This is a genomic window from Mesorhizobium sp. M1406, from assembly GCF_040317555.1.
Lineage (GTDB): Bacteria > Pseudomonadota > Alphaproteobacteria > Rhizobiales > Rhizobiaceae > Mesorhizobium.
In genome coordinates this window covers 36,536-54,906 of the sequence record NZ_JAMYKW010000035.1, presented here as the reverse complement: position 1 = coordinate 54,906, position 18,371 = coordinate 36,536, and the positions used below count along the sequence as shown (strand labels likewise).

Annotated in this window: 20 protein-coding genes; 4 read left to right on the top strand and 16 right to left on the bottom strand. The window is 60.2% G+C overall.

Annotated elements, in window-relative coordinates; translation table 11 throughout:
• Positions 1-162: 162 nt before the first annotated feature.
• The 4 genes from NKH03_RS24005 to NKH03_RS23985 form a co-directional block, all read right to left on the bottom strand.
• Positions 163-609: a pyridoxamine 5'-phosphate oxidase family protein gene (locus NKH03_RS24005; protein WP_352873308.1), complete on the bottom strand. Its 447-nt coding sequence runs from the start codon at positions 607-609 to the stop codon at positions 163-165.
• A 159-nt stretch (positions 610-768) separates the two neighbouring features.
• Entirely contained in the window at positions 769-1,203 is a 435-nt protein-coding gene (locus NKH03_RS24000) for a DUF2267 domain-containing protein (RefSeq protein ID WP_352970924.1), read from the bottom strand.
• Positions 1,204-1,645: 442 nt separating this feature from the next.
• Complete coding sequence (fixJ, locus tag NKH03_RS23990; RefSeq protein ID WP_352873312.1) at positions 1,646-2,260, bottom strand: response regulator FixJ; 615 nt, start codon at positions 2,258-2,260, stop codon at positions 1,646-1,648.
• Positions 2,247-3,803 carry a PAS domain S-box protein gene (locus NKH03_RS23985; RefSeq protein WP_352970921.1) on the bottom strand — a complete coding sequence of 519 codons (1,557 nt, stop codon included), beginning with the start codon at positions 3,801-3,803 and terminating at the stop codon, positions 2,247-2,249. Before NKH03_RS23985 ends, fixJ begins: the two co-directional genes overlap by 14 nt.
• Positions 3,804-3,996: 193 nt before the next feature.
• Between NKH03_RS23985 and NKH03_RS23980 the strand changes: the two genes are divergently transcribed.
• Both NKH03_RS23980 and NKH03_RS23975 read left to right on the top strand, forming a co-directional pair.
• A complete protein-coding gene (locus NKH03_RS23980; RefSeq protein WP_352970919.1) occupies positions 3,997-4,809 on the top strand; it encodes a putative universal stress family protein in 813 nt (270 codons plus the stop codon).
• 229 nt (positions 4,810-5,038) lie between these two features.
• Positions 5,039-5,308 carry a DUF6455 family protein gene (locus NKH03_RS23975; RefSeq protein WP_352873315.1) on the top strand — a complete coding sequence of 90 codons (270 nt, stop codon included), beginning with the start codon at positions 5,039-5,041 and terminating at the stop codon, positions 5,306-5,308.
• Between the two features lie 293 nt (positions 5,309-5,601).
• Here NKH03_RS23975 and NKH03_RS23970 read toward each other — a convergent pair whose 3' ends face one another.
• From NKH03_RS23970 to ccoN, 9 genes are all read right to left on the bottom strand, one after another.
• Positions 5,602-6,300: a CBS domain-containing protein gene (locus NKH03_RS23970; RefSeq protein WP_352970917.1), complete on the bottom strand. Its 699-nt coding sequence runs from the start codon at positions 6,298-6,300 to the stop codon at positions 5,602-5,604.
• Positions 6,301-6,416: 116 nt separating this feature from the next.
• Complete coding sequence (gene ccoS / locus NKH03_RS23965) at positions 6,417-6,572, bottom strand: cbb3-type cytochrome oxidase assembly protein CcoS (protein WP_352873318.1); 156 nt, start codon at positions 6,570-6,572, stop codon at positions 6,417-6,419.
• Complete coding sequence (locus NKH03_RS23960) at positions 6,569-8,857, bottom strand: cation-translocating P-type ATPase (RefSeq protein WP_352970915.1); 2,289 nt, start codon at positions 8,855-8,857, stop codon at positions 6,569-6,571. Before NKH03_RS23960 ends, ccoS begins: the two co-directional genes overlap by 4 nt.
• Positions 8,854-9,351 (bottom strand): FixH family protein, encoded by a 498-nt coding sequence (locus tag NKH03_RS23955; RefSeq protein WP_352873321.1) that lies wholly within the window; start codon positions 9,349-9,351, stop codon positions 8,854-8,856. Before NKH03_RS23955 ends, NKH03_RS23960 begins: the two co-directional genes overlap by 4 nt.
• Positions 9,348-10,913, bottom strand: a complete 1,566-nt coding sequence (gene ccoG, locus NKH03_RS23950) for a cytochrome c oxidase accessory protein CcoG (protein ID WP_502913555.1) — start codon at positions 10,911-10,913, stop codon at positions 9,348-9,350. The genes NKH03_RS23955 and ccoG overlap by 4 nt, the downstream gene beginning before the upstream one ends.
• A gap of 183 nt (positions 10,914-11,096) precedes the next feature.
• Complete coding sequence (gene ccoP / locus NKH03_RS23945; RefSeq protein ID WP_352970910.1) at positions 11,097-11,960, bottom strand: cytochrome-c oxidase, cbb3-type subunit III; 864 nt, start codon at positions 11,958-11,960, stop codon at positions 11,097-11,099.
• Positions 11,961-11,962: 2 nt separating this feature from the next.
• Entirely contained in the window at positions 11,963-12,112 is a 150-nt protein-coding gene (locus NKH03_RS23940; protein ID WP_023759205.1) for a CcoQ/FixQ family Cbb3-type cytochrome c oxidase assembly chaperone, read from the bottom strand.
• A 12-nt stretch (positions 12,113-12,124) separates the two neighbouring features.
• On the bottom strand, positions 12,125-12,856 hold the full coding sequence (gene ccoO / locus NKH03_RS23935; RefSeq protein WP_352873325.1) for a cytochrome-c oxidase, cbb3-type subunit II: 732 nt from the start codon (positions 12,854-12,856) through the stop codon (positions 12,125-12,127).
• 11 nt (positions 12,857-12,867) lie between these two features.
• A complete protein-coding gene (gene ccoN / locus NKH03_RS23930; RefSeq protein ID WP_352873327.1) occupies positions 12,868-14,478 on the bottom strand; it encodes a cytochrome-c oxidase, cbb3-type subunit I in 1,611 nt (536 codons plus the stop codon).
• Between the two features lie 247 nt (positions 14,479-14,725).
• Here ccoN and NKH03_RS23925 point away from each other — a divergent pair, with 247 nt between their 5' ends.
• Positions 14,726-15,142: a hemerythrin domain-containing protein gene (locus NKH03_RS23925; RefSeq protein WP_352876399.1), complete on the top strand. Its 417-nt coding sequence runs from the start codon at positions 14,726-14,728 to the stop codon at positions 15,140-15,142.
• On the opposite strand, the gene NKH03_RS23920 is transcribed toward NKH03_RS23925, so the two are convergent.
• Positions 15,139-15,867, bottom strand: coding sequence for a Crp/Fnr family transcriptional regulator (locus tag NKH03_RS23920; RefSeq protein ID WP_352873329.1), 729 nt, complete (start codon positions 15,865-15,867; stop codon positions 15,139-15,141). The genes NKH03_RS23925 and NKH03_RS23920 overlap by 4 nt on opposite strands.
• 137 nt (positions 15,868-16,004) lie before the next feature.
• Here NKH03_RS23920 and hemN point away from each other — a divergent pair, with 137 nt between their 5' ends.
• Positions 16,005-17,375 (top strand): oxygen-independent coproporphyrinogen III oxidase, encoded by a 1,371-nt coding sequence (gene hemN / locus NKH03_RS23915; protein ID WP_352970908.1) that lies wholly within the window; start codon positions 16,005-16,007, stop codon positions 17,373-17,375.
• A gap of 13 nt (positions 17,376-17,388) precedes the next feature.
• Here hemN and NKH03_RS23910 read toward each other — a convergent pair whose 3' ends face one another.
• Both NKH03_RS23910 and NKH03_RS23905 read right to left on the bottom strand, forming a co-directional pair.
• The gene (locus NKH03_RS23910; protein ID WP_352873333.1) at positions 17,389-17,820 is read right to left on the bottom strand and encodes a potassium channel family protein; all 432 of its coding nucleotides are present in this window, start codon (positions 17,818-17,820) and stop codon (positions 17,389-17,391) included.
• A gap of 95 nt (positions 17,821-17,915) precedes the next feature.
• Positions 17,916-18,365 carry a group III truncated hemoglobin gene (locus NKH03_RS23905; RefSeq protein ID WP_502913554.1) on the bottom strand — a complete coding sequence of 150 codons (450 nt, stop codon included), beginning with the start codon at positions 18,363-18,365 and terminating at the stop codon, positions 17,916-17,918.
• Between the last annotated feature and the right edge of the window lie 6 nt (positions 18,366-18,371).

Sequence of the window (18,371 nt, the reverse complement as noted above, 5' to 3'; positions counted from 1 at the left end):
ACACCCGCGCGGTTTTGGTTTTTTTGGGGGGTGGCGCAATGTGGTGCTTCTCGGTTGGGTCGGGGGGGGTTTTTTGGGGGTTATCGAATGCAACGGCCTTTAACAACGGGCCGGGCTATTGGCGCGGGCCTTTCCATTTCTTGCAACGAATCGATGGAACGACTACTCGCCGGCTTCTCGTCCGGACACCTGTTCAATCAGGATCCGGAAGAAAACGTGCGGAGCGCTGTCCGAAACGGGAGGCGAGACCGGCTTCAATGCGCCGGGCTCCCACCAGTCGGTATGTTTGCTCAACATCGACCACGCATGATCGCGTTCGAGTTTGTGGCCAATTCGATCCGGCAACTCTTCGTATCGGCCGTCGGCAACGACGCTTCTCCACCCTCGACCTTGGCCATGTTCGTCAACCTGGACGCATACCAGCGGATTGGCTCGCATCCATTCGATCTTCTTGCCAGGCATGGAGAACGCGTAAAGATGCGCATCGGAATGAGCGTAGTAAAGAGGTACGACGTAGGGCTGCCCATCCTTCGCGCACGCCAGGCGGCCAACACGATTGGCCGTCAGCATTTTGGTACATTCCAAGGCGGAAAGCGTGCGGATCAGCATGACGTGATCTCCTATTTCTCTCGGTCATTCTGTGGGATTGATTTCGTGGCGGCTTTTGAACCGTGGCCGGTGGTCTGTTGCCCGCTTCGGTGTTGCCTGCTGGTTTTCGACCGAACAGCCAAGCTTCACTCCAGCGTCCTCCCTGTCGCGGAACATCGGTCAATCCACGGGCCACAATTTTCGAAGCGACTTCTTCATCGGGTTTCTGATCCGCACGATCTCACCATGCGATATATGGCGGTCGAGCAACTTGAACACCGCGTTGATCGCGACGTCGAAATCAACCTCGTCATCATAGCCGAAACTGTTTCTGACACTGACGACAAAGTCGTGCTTCTTGCGCTCACTCGCAGGTGCCGACGGGTTCCAGCCTTCGAAGTAGATGCCGCGAACCAAAACAGGCAGCTGCGCGGAAAGATCGGCCATTTCCTCTGGCGACTGCCAGTCCCGCACCGTGTGCAGAACGGACCGCAAGAGGCGGCACGCGCTCGGTTCGCTCCAGCAGAGATCCTTGGCGAGCTCATTGACCCACTGCTGCGCCTGCTGGGCAGCGTGGCTGAAACTGGCGAAAGAGGTATGGGACATCTGGCTCATCAGGGTACTCCTTGACGTTTTCATCGTCCTCCTGAAGCGTTGAAGGCGTCCGCGCATTGCGCCGGATCAATTGGCCTATCTCAATTCGAGGTGAGCCGACGCTCTGTGGAGCGTCTTTGATCACGATCAAGGGAAGGTGGCGTCTTGCGGAAAGAGGTTCAGCAATTCCTGAAATGATCCAGGTCAAAGCGCGCCGGGCTGTTTCCGTCAAAGATAAGACGATGTGGGAGCCAATCTCAAACGCACCGTTTGGTCGGGACCTCGAACTGGCCGTCTTCGATGACGAAGGGGAGCATGCGCTCGTATTTCCCTGCACAAAGGGACGGGAGGGTTGGAAAAACGCCGCGACTGGCGTCCGTGTTGACATTCGCCCGACCCATTGGCGCGATTGGGAGCCGGGTAGGGAGGCCGCAGGCAACGGCAACGCCTTCGGAGACCGTCCCTAGGGTCTGGATTCGACGATCAATGCCATGCGTACGAGATGCGACAGGCTGCTCGCCTGCATTTTGCTCATGACATTGGCACGATGGATCTCGACCGTGCGCGGGCTGATGCCCAGATCATAGGCGATCGTCTTGTTTGGCAGACCGGAGACGAGTCCGTCCAGCACTTGCCGCTCCCGCTCCGACAATGTCGACAGACGTCCGTTGATTTCCGCGGATTGTGGATGCGCCGCAGGCGCCTGGTTGCGGTTGGCCAACGCGGAGCGGATCGCGTCGATCAGCATCTCGTCGTCGAACGGCTTTTCGATGAAGTCGGAAGCGCCTTCCTTCATCGCCTGAACGGCGAGCGCCACATCGGCATGGCCCGTCATGACAATCACCGGAAGTGTGTGTCCTCGGGTCCTGAGTTGGCGCAGGAACTCGATGCCATCTATGCCCGGCATGCGCACGTCGGTGACGATGCAGCCGTCGAGACTACTCGTCGACATCGATAGAAAAGCCGTGGCTGATTCGTGCAGGCGCACTGCAAAATCTGCTGTTCCTAGGAGAAAACCGAGAGACTTGCGAACGTCCACGTCGTCGTCGACGACATGAACCAGATCACTGCTGGCCATTTGTGACCTCTTCTTTCTCCACGATGCGCAGGGTAAACCGGAAAGCGGTTCCGCCGGTCGGTATTGCCTCTGCCCATATGTGACCGCCATGCGATTCAACGATGGTGCGGCAAATCGAGAGCCCGACACCCATGCCCTGCTTCTTGGTGGTGACAAATGGCTGGAAAAGCTGGGCCGAGACCTCCGGCGCGAGGCCTGCGCCCGTATCGATCACGCTCACTTCGGCCATCCCGTCATCCCGGGCGACAGTTGTGACCTGCAACTCGCGGCGCGGCGCGTCCTGCATGGCCTCCACCGCGTTGCGCATGAGATTCAGCAAAACCTGCTGAATCTGGATGCGGTCAGTCAAGACAAGTTCGGCGGCGGGGTCAAGTTTGTAACTGACGAGGACATTTATCTCCCTGGCACCAACCAGGGCCAGGGACGAGGCTTCCTCGATCAGTGCCGGCAAACGTTCGACCTGACGCTCGCTTTCGCCTCTTGCGACGAATTCCCTCAGATGACGAATGACGTCTCCTGCCCGCAGGGCTTGCTCAGCTGCCTTTTCTACCGCATCCCGCAGCATGGGCGCGTTCTCTTCCGTGCTCTTATCGAGCAGCCGACGACTGCCCTTGAGGTAGTTCGTGATGGCGGTAAGCGGCTGGTTGATCTCATGTGCAAGCGTTGAGGCCATTTCGCCGAGTGCGGTAAACCGTGCCATGTGCAGCAGTTCCCGCTGCTGCTCCTGGATTCTTGCTTCCGCCCGGTGGCGTTCAGTCAGGTCGCGGCAAAAGCCGGTAAAGAAGCGCCCGGTTCCGGGATGCATCTCGCCCACGGAAAGCTCCATCGGGAAGGTAGAGCCATCCTTGCGCATACCGGTGACGGTGCGGCCTAGCCCTATAATCCGGCGCTCTCCCGTCGTCAGGTAGCGAAGCAGATAGGCATCATGCTCGTCGCGGTAGGGCGAAGGCATCAGCATTTTTACGTTTTGACCAATGACTTCGCCTGATTGGTAGCCGAACAGAGCCTCGGCAGCGGTGCTGAAGGATTGAATGTCGCCCTGCTCATCGATGACAACCATTGCATCTGGCACTGTAGCCAGGATCGATCGCAAATGGTCCTCACGCAGCCGAAGCGCGGCGTTCGCAAAGGAGAGTTCGCTGACATCCGTGCCTTCAATGAAGATCGCGGTGATACGGCCATCGTCGGCCTTGATAGGCTGATAGACGAAATCCAGGATGCGCTCTTCAATCGGCCCGTCGTCGATGTTGCGAAGGCCGACCTTCACGCCTTGGCCCCTATAGGGCTCGCCAGTCTTGTGCACATGGTCCAGCTGTTCGAAAAACCCTTGGCCTTCGAGTTCGGGAAGGGCCTCGCGGACCGATTTTCCAATCACCCGCCTGTGGCCGATCAGCCGTTGGTAGGCGGCATTGGTCAGTTCGAAGACATGATCCGGCTCACGCATCAGAGCCATGAAGCCCGGAGCCTGCTCGAACATTTGCGACAAAACTGATTTCAGCATCGGCCCGCCGGTCGACAAAATAATCGCTTCGTCCTGACTCACCTGATATCCCTGGGTTCGAGACGCCTGAACGAAGGCTACCTATCACTTGTCTCCATACACGCAAAAACGGATCGATCCCGACTTTTTCGGATGCGGATGCGATTGGCGGGTCTTTGACGCGCATCAAGGCATCAGACGCTGGCGAATGCAATTCATCACGCATTCCATCGTTTCAGCGAAAGGCCCGGCGGCAATGTCCTACAAATCAATCATCGTAAACCTCGCCGTCGATGGGCCTCCTGCACCTATTGTAAGGGTGGGGATCGAACTCGCGGAACGATTTGAAGCCCGTCTTATCGGCTTGGCGGCAGCGGATGTCCCGCCCCTGGTCGCGACAGGTGACGGCATGGTCTACGAAGGCGAGATCATGCAGATCCAGCGAACGGAAATCGAAAAACGGCTTGCCGAACTGCGTGCCGAGTTCGAGAGGCTGGTTCCTGCTTCAATCTTTAGCGAATGGGGCCAAGCCGTCTGCCGCCCGACTCGGTTCCTCAGCGTTTCGGCCAGGGCGGCCGACCTCATCGTCACCGGTGGCAGGGATGGAGACAACGTCTTTCGCGCTGTGGATATCGGCAGCCTTGCACTCGGTGCCGGTCGTCCGGTCCTGATCGCCGCGAGCAATGTCGAACACGTCCTTGCAAAAACTGTCCTGGTTGCCTGGAAGGACACCAGGGAGGCACGGCGGGCGATGACTGATGCGTTGCCTTTCCTGGCCAAGGCTAGCGAAGTCGTGGTCGCCACGATCGCTACCGATCGCGACGAAAGCATTCGCGACAGCCTTGCCGATGTCGCGGTCTTTCTGGAACATCACGGCATCATGGCACGAACCGAGATGTTGGCCGGCGAAGCCGACGGCGACCGGTTGCTGACATTCGCGCACTCGATCCATGCGGACCTCATCGTCTCGGGCGCCTACGGCCATAGCCGCTTGCGAGAATGGGCGTTTGGCGGCGTGACCCGCACGCTGATCGAAGAGAGCGGCATTAGCCGCTTCATGTCGTATTGATGATAGGCGAAGCCGACCGGCGATCCGTCTCGCCAGACGACGTCGCCTATTGGTCCGGACAAGTTGGTTGTCGGTCAACGGCCATTTCTCGACCGTCTTGTCGCAAAGGTCTAGCGTCCCAAGCTCCCGTTTAGGCTCAGGCATTGGCAACGATGCCGCCTGTTGATCGAGATCAACGCGAGCCGACCGTCAATATGGAAATGATGGCCAGTGGGCAGGAGTGATCCGCATGACCTTTCTCGATTACCTGATTTCAGTTGATGCCAGGACCGTCTTGATGGACCGCATGATGCGGAAGCTGGGCGTCGACAGACAGTTGAAAGTCGTACCCGACCATGCAGCCGTCACCAACCGGGCGGTGGACCGCTGCCGTTCCTGTGGCCACCAAGATGAATGCTCGATTTGGCTCGATGAACACCAGCAAGCCGATAGTCCGCCAGACTACTGCCGCAACCGGGACTTGATCGCGCGGCTGCAGCATGCGACCGGACAACGCTAAAGCGCCGAGCGCTCAGGCTGAATCGAAGGCTTCATTCAATCTTCGGCGACGCACATCTCGGAGGTCCCGCGCAACGAGGTTCGCGGGCTGTGGAATCCATGGCCGCTTTGGGGCGCTTGAAAGCGCAGACCTCTCCTAGTTGCGGACCATATCTTAAGCCCAGCATCGGAACCCGTTGGCACTGGCCCCTCGGCTGGTGATGTCGTCATTCTCGACCATTCGCTATCGAGCGAGCGATATTGATCCTGGGGCCGACAGTTTGCAACGCTAAGCCCGTCGGGCACGTCCAGCAGCTACGAAACAAGGATGACGGACAGCGGATCGGCGCAAAAGAGATCATCCCTGACAGCCTTGACGCCGGCGACATTTTCGGCGACGACGATGGCTGCCTGGCGCTCGCGTTCGTCGAAGATAGCGCCGCTGAGTTTCACCACGCCCTCGTTGACCATCACGTCGATCAAGTCGCTGCCGGCCCATTTCCGCGCCATAAGCTCGGCAATGATGCTCTGACGGATCTGTTCGTCGTCGATGACCGTAGCAGCCCTGTCCGGAAGGACGCTGAGCAATACCCGCAGAAGATCAGAGCGGGTGATGATGCCGACGACTTTCCCATCGTCGACGACCGGAATGCGTTTGACGTGGTGGCGTATCATGAGCTCGACGATCTCGGCGAGCGATGAGTCAGGGGATGCCGTGACGACATCCTGTGACATCACCTCCTCAACCCGCCGGCCATTGGTGCGGACATATTCATCGGCCGCCTTTCCAGGGCTGACGAGAAATTCCAGCCAGCGTGGGCGCTTGCGCTGCGTGCCCAGTTCTCCCCGACGCAGGAAATCACCCTCGCTGACGATCCCCACCAGTACGCCGTCGCTGCGAATGACGGGGAAGCCGCTGATCTTTTTTGAGAGCATCAGCCCGGCCGCCTCGGCGATCGATGCAGCCGGGTCCATGCCGACGACCGGCTTCGTCATTATGGCTTCGGCTCGCATGTTCGCTCCTCGGATATCTATCCTTGACTATCCAGATCTATGCGCTGCGCGCTTTGATCTGGGTCATTTTCCGGAGCCCCAGCCGCATCGGCGCCTTGGATGGCACGGCGTCCGAGTCAGCCCTGCGGCTTGTCGTCCCGGTCGATCAGGATCCGCTCGGCGGCTCCATCGAGATCTTCGTATTGACCGCTTCTCAAGGCCCACAGAAAGGCCCCCAGTCCAAGGGCACCAAGGAAGAGGGCCACGGGTATGAGGTAGGCAAGGGTCGTCATTGGAGTTGTGCCAACTGGCTGACGCCGTGGCGCCCGTCCTGTCGTGCATCTTGCGCCGCTGCGTTCGACGCAGAGCCTTGCAGACGCAGAGCATTTCCGATCACAAGCAGCGATGAGGCGGACATGGCGATCGCTGCGATCAGTGGCGTAACGTGCCCCAGAATGGCGATCGGAACGGCGACAGCATTGTAGACGATGGCGATCGCGATGTTCTGGCGGATCAGGCTTCCCGCCTTGCGCGAGACGTCCAGCGCGAGAGGCACTGCCGCAAGGCTTTCACGCAAGAATACGAAATCGGCGGCATTGCGGCCGATGTCGGCCGCGGTGGCCGGCGCTATCGAGACATGCGCGGCGCTCAGTGCCGGCGTGTCGTTGAGGCCGTCGCCAACCATCAGAACCCGGTGTCCGTCTCTCGCCAGGGTTTCGATGCATTCGACCTTGCCGGACGGCAGCAGGCACGGAACGAAATCGTCGATGCCCAGCGTTTTCGAGACTTCGCCGCAGGCGCCTGCTGTATCGCCCGACAGCATCCGCACCGACACCCCGGCATCGTTCAATCGCTCGATCGCAGCCCTGGCGTCGGCACGCGGCGCATCCTCGAAATCGAAGGTCGCGACAATGATCCCGTCTTTCGTCAGAACCGTCCCGCCATAGCCATGTCTGCCTTCGCCGCCGGTGCGGGCTTTCCATCCAGCCCATCCGCGTCGACCCAGCCGCCAGATGTTTCCGGCGGCAGCGGCCTCGATGCCGAAGCCCGGGTGCTCGGTGACGGCATCGAATTTGCTCTGCCCGCCAGGCGAGGCAAAGCCGGCTATGGCCTTTGAAAACGGATGGCGCGAATGCGCGGCCATGTCGGCTGCGATTGCCAGCGTCGCCGGATCGATCGACGACGCATTGACGAGCCGGGGCTTTCCGAGCGTGAGCGTTCCGGTCTTGTCGAAGACTGCGGTATCGATCGTCGCCAGACGCTCCATGGCCGAACCGTCCTTGACCATGATGCCGTGCTCGAACAGGCGTCGCGCGGCGACCACTTGAACGATCGGCACGGCGAGGCCGAGCGCGCATGGGCATGTGATAATGAGAACGGCAATGGCGATGGTTATCGCCCGGTGCCAGTCGCCGGTCACCGCCATCCAGCCAAGGAACGTCACGAAGGCGGTAAGATGAACCACCGGAGCATAAAGCGCTGAAACGCGATCGGCGATCCGGCGATAATGTGCCCGGCCGCCCTCGGCGGCCTCCATCAGCCGAACCATTTCCGCCAGGAACGAATCCTTCGCGTCGGCTGTCGCCTTGATCGTCAGCGAGCCGGTAAGGTTAAGCACGCCAGCCTGCACGGGTTCGCCTGGCGCCACGTTTCGGGGCGTGCTTTCGCCGGAAACCAGCGAGCAGTCGAGATCCGACGCCCCCCGAATGATCTTGCCGTCGACGGGAATCCTTTCGCCGGCTGCGATCAGCAACTGCATTCCTGGTTCGATCTCGCTAACCGGCAGGTAGTCGCGCGCACCGTCGGCGCGCAGCACCATTGCGCCACGCGCGGCCAGCTGCGACAGGCCTTTCACGGCGGTCCGGGCGCGCTCCCGCATGACGTGATCGAGCGTTCGGCCGATCAACAGGAAGAACAGCAGCGACACCGACGCGTCGAAATAGGCGTGGTCGCCATGGGTGATCGTCTCGTAAAGGCTCATGGCGTAGGCAAGCGACACGCCGACCGCGATAGGCACGTCCATGTTCATGCGGCCGTGGCGCAACGCATTCCAGGCCGAGCGGAAGAAGATGCCGCCGGCGAAGGCTAGCGCGGGGATGGCGATCAGTGCCGAGACCCAGTGGAACAGGTCGCGTGTCGCGCCTTCGGCACCGGACCAGACCGAGACCGAAAGCAGCATGATGTTGCCCGCCGCAAACCCCGCAACCGCGACGGCACGGATCAACTCCGAAAGAGTCTTGTCCTTGTCGTCGATCTCCGGGTCGAACAGATGCGCCTGGTAGCCCAGCTGCCCTAGCGCGACGACGAACGGTGGAACCTCGCCCCCGCGCCACCGGACCGAGACCCGTTTGGTCGACAGGTTGACGCGAACGGCCTCGACGTGATCGAGTTTTCCCAACGCCGTCTCGATGGTCTGGATGCAGGCGCCGCAGTGAACAGTCGGTACGGAAAGGTCGGTCTGACGAAGATCATCGCCAAGCGATCGGCTCGCCAGCCTGATTTCCTGGCTGGATGGCAGGACCGAGGTGGCGCTAACCAAATCCAGCGCCATTTCGGCGCCCGGCGCGCAGCAGCTCACTTCAGCGCTCCATGGGAAATCATGATCCTGCGCACGTCGCGATATGGTCTTGCCAGACCGGCATCGGCGTCGATTTCGACGATCCAGACACCGTCCTTCGGCATATGCTGGGCGGCGAATTCCTGACCCGAGGCGAGGGCGAGCTGGATGGACTCATCCTCTTTCTCGTAAGCGGGATGGCGAAACAGCACCTTGACGCCGTGCAAGGGAACCGGCGTGCCGGAGGCGTCGGTGAGGCTGTAGCGGATTTCGCCCCATGCCATGGTCAGCTTGCCGGTCCAGCCGAGGGCTGCCTGCGCGCGCCCTTCCTCGGCCTTCCTGTTGAATTGCTGGCTGGCGACATAGGTGTTTTCGACGACAAGGCCGGTCCAGCTTATGTTGGCAAGCGTCGCCATCGTCAGATTGACAGCGATGACCACGCCGAAAAAGGCAAGGATGATGGCCAGCATGTGCCTGCCGGTGAATTCGCGTGATTTTCGCGTGGTTGCGCTCATCTGGCGATCTCCGGTGCGTTGAATGTGGCGGTGTATTCGTTCGACTCGAAACTCGCTTTGTCCTCGACCCGAAATGTGAAGGTCTGCGCTTCGCCATGGATCTGATCAGCAGGCAGGCGCACGAAAACCTTCAACATCTTCAGCCGGTCGGGTTCGACCTGGATCGCAAAAGAGCGACCGGCGGGGAGGTCGACACCGACGATGCTCATCTCTGCGCCTGGCAAACCCCCAAGGGTGACGATGATCGTTCTTGGTTCGGGGATCATGTTCAGCAGCTTGACGGTGTAGCCATTGCGGATGGAGCCGTCGGACAGCGTCACGAATTGCGGATTGCGGTCGTGCAAGACATTGATCTCGAGCCGGTCGCGCGTCAGCAGCGAATAGAGCAGGCCCAGGCCGATCAACGACCACATAGCCATGTACACGTATGTGCGCGGGCGAAAGATCTTGCGGATATGGAAATGAGCCACCCTGTCCGAGAACACGCCGTCATCCGTCCTGACCAGCGCCGGATTGACTGAGCTGGACCCGCCCGCGGTCACCAGCATCATGTTGGCGTTGTAGTCGGAGAGCGTCGCATAGGCGATCAGCCCACGCTCCTTGCCGAGCTTGTCCATGACGCCGTCACAGGCGTCGATGCAGAGCGCGCAAGTGATGCATTCGAGCTGCTGGCCATCGCGAATGTCGATCCCCATCGGGCAGACCGCGACACAGGCATTGCAGTCGACGCAGTCGCCCACGAGCTGGCCTGCGGCCAGCACCTTCTTGGCATGACGCGTGCGCGGTTCGCCGCGCCAGTCATTGTAGGTGACGGTGAGCGAACTTTCATCGAGCATGGCTGCCTGGATGCGCGGCCATGGGCACATATAGGTGCAGACCTGCTCGCGCATCAGCCCGCCGAACGTGTAGGTCGTTGCCGTCAGCACCGCGACGGTGATGTAGGCGACAGGCGCTGCCGTGCCGGTGAAGAGTTCGCCGAGCAGCGTCGGCGCATCGGCGAAATAGAATATCCAGGCACCGCCGGTCGCCGTACCTATGATCAGCCAGATGGCGTGTTTCGATACCCGCAGTGCGAGCTTGCGAGCGCTCCAGGAGGCGGCATCGAGCTTGATGCGCGCATTCCGATCACCCTCGATGGCTCGCTCGACGACCAGGAACAGATCGACCCACACGGTCTGCGGGCATGTGTAGCCACACCAGGCACGGCCGACAGTCGAGGTGATCAGGAAAAGACCGACGCCGGCCATGACCAGAAGGCCGGCGACATAGTAGAATTCCTGCGGCCATATCTCGATGAAGAAGAAATAGAAACGCCGGTTGGCGACATCGAGCAGCACTGCCTGGTCAGGGGCAAACGGGCCACGGTCCCACCGCAGCCACGGCGTCAGATAATAGATACCAAGCGTGACCGCCATCACCAGCCATTTGAATTGGCGAAAGCTGCCCGAGGCCCGCTTTGGGAATATCTTCTTGCGCGCGGCATACATTGGCTGGCGCATCTTGGCGGAGTTGACCGCCTCGGCTTCGAGCCTTTCTACCTGCGTATTGTCCAGCACATGCATCTCCACTCGTGCGAGCCGCAATTTGCCCATGCCTGAGCCGCCAGCGCACGAAAGTCTTGCCGCAGGGCAGGGCCAGGCGCGTTGATGCAAGTCAAATCGGGGTGCCGAAACGCAAATCGAGGCCCGGCTGAGCCGGGCCTCGTCGCTTGGGCGGTGAAGGGATGGGAATGGGCCCCCCGCTTCCTATTCTCCGCCGCCAAGCGAATGCACGTAGACCGCCAGCTCCTTGACTTTGGTCTCGCCCAGGCGCCCGCCCCAGGCCGGCATCACGCCTTGTTTCGGCGCGCGGACCTGGGCGGCGATGGCTGCCTCGCCGGACCCATAGAGCCAGATGGCATCGGTCAGATCGGGGCCGCCGAGCTCCTTGTTGCCTTTTGCGTTGTCGCCATGACAGGCGACGCAATTGTCGGCAAAGACCTTGGCGCCGGGCACCACCAACGTTTGATCGCTGACGGTTTCGGACAGGCTGGCCACGTAGGCGCTGACCTGTTTGATCTGGTCGGCGGTGATGATGTCGCCAAAGGCTGGCATTTCCGAAAGGCGCGTATCCGGATCGGAAGCGAAGCGGATGCCATGCGTGACCGTCTGCTGGATCTGATCCGCCTTGCCGCCCCACAGCCAGTCGTCGTCATTAAGGTTGGGGAAGCCCTTGGAGCCCTGGGCGCCGGAGCCATGGCACTGCACACAATTGACTTTGAACGCGGCACTGCCGGCGGCGACGGCGAATTCGCGTAAGGTATCGTCCGCCGCGATCTCCGAAACACTCTTCGACTCGATCGCCGCGACATATTTCCCCTTCGCCGCTTCAGCCACCGACAGCTCGTTCTTGACTTCGTTACGGCTCGAATAGCCGAGCATGCCCTTTGTTGCCGAATGCAGCAAAGGCCATGCCGGATAGGCGATGGTGTATCCGATCGCCCAGACAATGGTGATGTAGAACGTGATGACCCACCAGCGCGGAAGCGGGTTGTTCAACTCGCGGATACCATCCCATTCGTGGCCAGTGGTTGAAACACCAGAGATTTCATCGATGTGCTCGTCGCTCATGATCACTCGTCCTCAAGGGGAATCCGGGCAGCTTCGTCGGCGAGCTTGCGGCTGCCGGGGCGTAGGGCAAAGGCGATTGCGCCGACAAAGAACAGAGCCATGGCGACCAGACCCCAGCTGTCAGCGAACTCCCGCATCAAATTGTAATCCATGGATAAAAGTCCTCAGCGGTAGCCGGCGGCTTCGTCGTAGTTCTTGAAATCGACCAGCGTGCCGAGCATCTGGAGATAGGCGACGAGGGCATCCATTTCGGTGACCTGTCGTGGGTTTCCGTCGAAGTCGCCGATCTTGGCTTTGGGGTAGCGGGCTTCGAGGCCGGATGTATCGGCGTTGGGATCAGCCTGCGCCAACAGATCGGCGTTCGCGTGTGCGATCATGTCATCGCCGTAGGGGACGCCGACACGCCGGTTGGCGACCAGGTGCGTTGAGAAGTCCTTCACCTCGATCGGTGTGTCCTTCAGGAACGCGTAGCTCGGCATGATCGATTCGGGCACCACCGAACGAGGATCCGTGAGGTGCTCGACATGCCATAGATTGGAATAGCGGTCGCCAACCCGGGCGAGGTCCGGGCCGGTACGCTTCGATCCCCACTGGAAGGGATGGTCATACATCGACTCGGCCGCCAAGCTGTAATGCCCGTAGCGCTCGACCTCATCACGGAACGGTCGGATCATCTGGCTATGGCAGAGATAGCATCCCTCACGCACATAGATGTTGCGCCCGACGAGCTCGAGCGGCGAGTAGGGCCGCATGCCTTCGACCTTCTCGATCGTATTGTCGAGGTAGAAGAGAGGTGCGATCTCGACGATGCCACCCACGGTGACGACGAGAAGTGAACCTACGAGAAGAAGCGTGGCGTTCTTCTCGATCAGCGCGTGTTTGTCCATCAAGCCCATTTTCTGGCTCCTTATTCGGCAGGCTGAAGGGCGGGAACGGAGCCGGGCATCGGCTCTTCCTCGCGCTGGTATCCAAGGATGGTCATGGCGATGTTCCAGGCCATGATCAGGGCGCCGGAGAGGTACATGGCTCCACCGATCGCGCGCATCACATAGTAGGGGTGCATAGCGGCGACAGTTTCGGCGAAGGAGTAGACCAGGAAGCCCTGCTCGTCGTATTCGCGCCACATCAGGCCCTGCATGATGCCGGACACCCACATGACCGAGGCGTAGACGACGATCCCGAGCGTCGCCAGCCAGAAGTGCCAGGTGACCAGCCGCAGCGAATAGAGACGGTGACGGTTCCAGAGCTTCGGCACCATGTAGTAGAGCGCGCCGAACGAAATCATGCCAACCCAGCCGAGTGCGCCCGAATGGACGTGCCCGATGGTCCAGTCGGTATAATGCGACAGCGAGTTGACCGCCTTGATCGACATCATCGGACCTTCGAAGGTCGACATGCCGTAGAAGGCGATGGCCATCACCATCATGCGAATAATCGGATCGGTGCGGAGCTTGTCCCAGGCGCCCGACAGCGTCATCAGGCCGTTGATCATGCCACCCCATGACGGCATCCACAGCATGATCGAAAACACCATGCCGAGCGTCTGCGCCCAATCGGGTAGGGCGGTGTAGTGCAGGTGATGCGGCCCGGCCCAGATGTAGAGAAAGATAATTGCCCAGAAATGGACGATCGACAGGCGATAGGAATAGACCGGCCTGTTTGCCTGCTTGGGTACGAAATAATACATCATGCCGAGGAAGCCGGCAGTCAGGAAGAAGCCAACGGCGTTGTGCCCGTACCACCATTGCGTCAGGGCGTCCTGGACCCCGGAAAAGGCCGAGTAGCTCTTGGAACCCAGGAATGAGGCCGGCATCGACAGGTTGTTGACCACGTGCAGCATCGCTATGGTGACGATGAAGGAGAGGTAAAACCAGTTGGCGACGTAGATGTGCGGCTCCTTGCGTTTCAGGATCGTGCCGAGGAACAGGATGAGATAGGCGACCCAGACGATGGTCAGCCAGATATCCACATACCATTCGGGCTCGGCGTATTCGCGGCTCTCGGTAATGCCGAGCAGGTAGCCGGTCGCGGCCATAACGATGAAGAGCTGGTAGCCCCAAAACACGAACCAACCGAGATCGCCCCCGAATAGCCGGGCGCGGCAGGTGCGCTGGACGACATACAGGGACGTGCAGAGCAGCGCATTGCCGCCGAAGGCGAAGACGACGCCCGACGTATGCAATGGCCGCAGACGACCGAAGTTGAACCAGGGCTGAATGTTGAGATCGGGATAGGCAAGCTGCAGCGCAATGACGACGCCGACCAGCATACCAACGACGCCCCAGAACATGGTGGCGATGGCGCCATAGCGGATTGGCCCATCCATGTAGGCAGACGGGTCGATCGGAGCAGCCACTTTGAAATTCGTGTTGCGGATGAGGATGGCGACAAAGCCGAGCAGCACAAAGAACAGCACCCACATATGCTGCCGGAATGGCTCGTCCACACCGAACCCGGCTGCCACAAGAGCCCCAAATGTGAACAGGCCCAAAGCGAAGATTTGCGTGCCGAACTTCATGACCTGTCCCCGACCTCCGATTCCGACGCGCGGACGCCAATCCGCTTGACACCAATTCAGCAGTCGCGTTGTCGCCGCCTTGATCCATGTCAAAGCCCAGTGCTTTCGGATTGGGCAGCGTCGGTCCGCAAATGACTGGAGGTCGCCGTTGACCCGGAAGAATGGGCAGGAATCGTCGCTGTTCGAAGCAGGCGATGGAAATCCCGAACCAGCTGATCGATCCGGAGACGTGGTCCCGGCCGCGGTGATGAAGCGCGCGCACAGGGAAAAGCTGCAACTCTGCGATGCTTTGGAGAGAATTGCAGATGCCTTGCCCAGCGTCGATCGCCTGAAATGCCTCGGCACGGCCAACGCGATCGTTCCTCTGCTGCGCGACATTCATCGATACGAAGAGACGGTAATCTTCCCCGCCTACGAGGAGGCCGTGGTCGGCAGCAATGCGAACCTTGCCTCAACCCGGCGACTGCGGGCCGAACATGTAGAAGATGAATGCTTTGCCGATGAGGTGACCGAAATTCTGCTGGCCATCGGTCATGGCGAGACAGTCGAGAACCCCGAGGCCATCGGTTTCATGTTGCGCGGCCTGTTCGAGAACTTGCGCCGGCACATCGCATTTGAACGCGAACATGTCCTGCCGATGATCGGGATCGGAGACGCGAGCTAGGCGCCGGAGCGGCGCTCAAGCCGGCCAAGGCTTTCGACTTCCACATGCCGGTTGTTCTCGATCCGGATGACCCCGTCCGTTCGCAGCCTGGTCAGCTGGCGGCTGACCGTCTCGATTGTCAAGCCGAGGAAATCGGCGATGTCGGCACGCGTGAGCGGCAGATCGAAGCTCGTCGCGTTGGTGTCTGGATCAAGAGTTGGGTCAATGTTTCTGGCGATCATCAGCAGAAAGCTGGCCACCTTTTCCGAGGCACTCTTGCGTCCCAAGGTGACCATCCAATCACGCGCCTCGTCGAGTTCGTTCAGGGTCTGCCTGAGCAGGCGATGCTCGAGCTCCGGTGATTCCTTCATCATCCGTTCGATAGCGGACTTCGGAAAGGAGCACAGGGACACGGCTGTTGCCGCTTCGGCGTTGATGGCGCTTTCGACCTTGAAAGGCCGCCCCAGAAAATCGGGCGCGAACTGGAGGCCCACGATCTGCTGGCGCCCGTCCGAAAGGCTCTTGGTCAGCTTTACCACACCGGACAGGACGTTTGAAAAGCTGTCGACGGTTTCAGCGTCACCCACCAGCTCCGCACCGGGCCCAACCTCTTGCTTCGACGAGGCCTTGGCCAGTCCGACCAGTTGGTCCGGGTCGAGCGCACCACAAACACCGCGATGCCGTGCCTCGCACGACTGGCAAAGCACTGGAATGCCGGCACTGTGAACGTCCTGTCTAATGGTCATTTTCATGGGCTCGAGATCAGCGTGCCGGCAAGATACCACCGCTGCCGCGAGAAAATGTTGCGTCAGTTTGTCCTTGCGGCAGGCCGCCTTGATTGAAATCAAGGTTTAGGCACTTCGCTATTTCTAGATTGCCGCTCATGCAGACTACAGCCGCCAACGACATACAAGCAAATCCGACCGTCGCGGCGGGCGAAAACGTTCCGCGCTATACGAGCTATCCGACGTCGCCGCACTTTCATGCGGGGATCGATGCCGTAGTGGTTCGCAGCTGGATGGATGCGATCGAGGGCAATGACGAGATATCGTTGTACCTGCATATTCCCTATTGCGACAAGCTGTGCTGGTTCTGCGCGTGCCATACCAAACAGACCCGTCACTACCAGCCGGTGGCTGCTTATCTTCGCTCGCTGCACGCGGAGATCGCGACGGTAGCCCGTCTTGTCAGCGGCAAGGGCCGTGTCCGCGCCGCCCACTTCGGCGGCGGCTCGCCAACCATGCTGAGACCCGACGATATGGTGGCACTGGGAACTGTCTTGCGAGACTGCTTTGACTTTCTTCCGGATGCAAGAATCAGCGTTGAGATAGAACCCAACGACATGGACGAAGCGCGCCTCGATGCGCTCGCCGAAATAGGCATGACGCGAGCGAGCCTTGGCGTGCAGGATTTCGATCCGAAAGTGCAGAAAGCGATCAACCGCGAGCAAAGCTTCTTGCAGACCAAGGCGGTCGTCGACGGCGTTCGTTCGCGCGGCGTCGAATCGGTCAATCTGGACCTGCTTTACGGCTTGCCTCATCAGACCAGTGAAAGCGTCTGTTCCACCGTGGCGCAGGCGCTGACTTTGGAACCAGACAGGATGGCGCTCTTCGGCTACGCGCATGTGCCCTGGTTCAAGAAGCATCAAACGATGATCGATGAGGTGTGGCTGCCCGGTCCCACGGAACGGTTTGCTCAATCGCAACTGGCGGCACGGGCGATCGTGGACCGGGGATACGAAGCAATCGGCCTCGATCATTTCGCCAAACCGGGCGATGCGCTGGCGCTTGCAGCCCGCGCAGGAACTCTGCGCCGGAACTTTCAGGGCTACACGGAGGATCGCTGCGAAACATTGATCGGGCTCGGCCCGTCATCCATCAGCCAGTTTCGGCAGGGCTATGCACAGAACATGCCTTCGACCAGCGAATATGGACGCCTTGTTGCTAATGGCGGGCTGGCGGCTGTCCGCGGCATCGCTCTTTCCGACGACGACCGTGTTCGTGGCTGGATCATCGAGCGGCTGATGTGTGACTTCGCCTTCTCGGCGATCGAACTGGTGGAGCGCTTTGGCGAAGCCGGCCAAAGGCTGCTGCTCAAGGCAAGTTCCACCCTACAGGACCCCAAAAGGTTGCTTGAGCTTGATGGCGATAGTTTCGTCGTGCCGGCGGAAAGTCGCCCCTTTGTCAGAAGCATCGCGGCGAAGTTCGATAAGTATTTCGAAACCGGCAAAGCCAAGCATTCGGCAGCGGTCTGAGCATCGGCTCGGGTCAGAAATGCTCCCCGGCCTTGAACGGGCCGATGCGGGTGCCTGCCGCGATCAGATAGGCGGTCGACCAGCCGATAAGCAAGAACCCGTTCACGCCCTCGAGCGCCGCCAGGACACGCCACGCGTGAGCGGGCACGATGTCGCCATAGCCGACGGTCGAAAAGGTTATGGTCGAAAAATAGAGCGCGGTTTCGAAGTCGGCGAAGATATCAAGCAACCTGTATAGGCCTGCCCAGAGCCAGACCTCCACGGTCATGACGGCAAAGAGCCCCATCACCACGCTGATCATAGCGACGATACGGCTGCGGCGTCCGTGCATACGAAACCGCGCGACCAAGTATCCCATCGCATGCGTAACGGCGATCAGACCAAACGTGTGAACCAGGACCGTCAGGCTTATGACGATCGTGCCAATGAAGAGATTGAGAGCCATGCAACGAAATTAGGAATTCCGAGGACACTTTCCTTGCGCAAAATCAAATCTGGCGCTGGCCTTTGAGGCGCCGGCCTTGTTTCGCCAAAGCCAGCCTATTGGCCGCCGCCTGTCGTGGCGGAAGTGAGGCGAAAGAACATCGCGAGTTTCAAGCTTGTCGCTATCCGTTCGGCGCGGTCGACGAACACCGCCGCCATTTCCGGGGCCAAGAGTTCGGCTGCCGTTTGACCGAACAGGGCCTGCCAGATCTCGAAGTCGACCTCCGTGACATCCTTGAGCTTGAGGTGCGCCGGCACCGGTCGGCCGTGATAGTCACCGCTCTTCAGAATGACCGAACACCAGAAGTCCGTCATTTTCTCGAGATGTGGTTCCCAATCGCCGGTGATCTCGCGTGCGAAAATCGACCCGAGCCGCTCGTCGCTCCTGACCTTGGCATAGAACGCGCGGACCAGTTTTCCAATTGACCCCCGATCGACGCCAGCATGGTCCAAAGGCTGTTCGGCGACGGGGCGAGCCCGATCTGTCAACGCTGATTTCGATGTCATCATGCA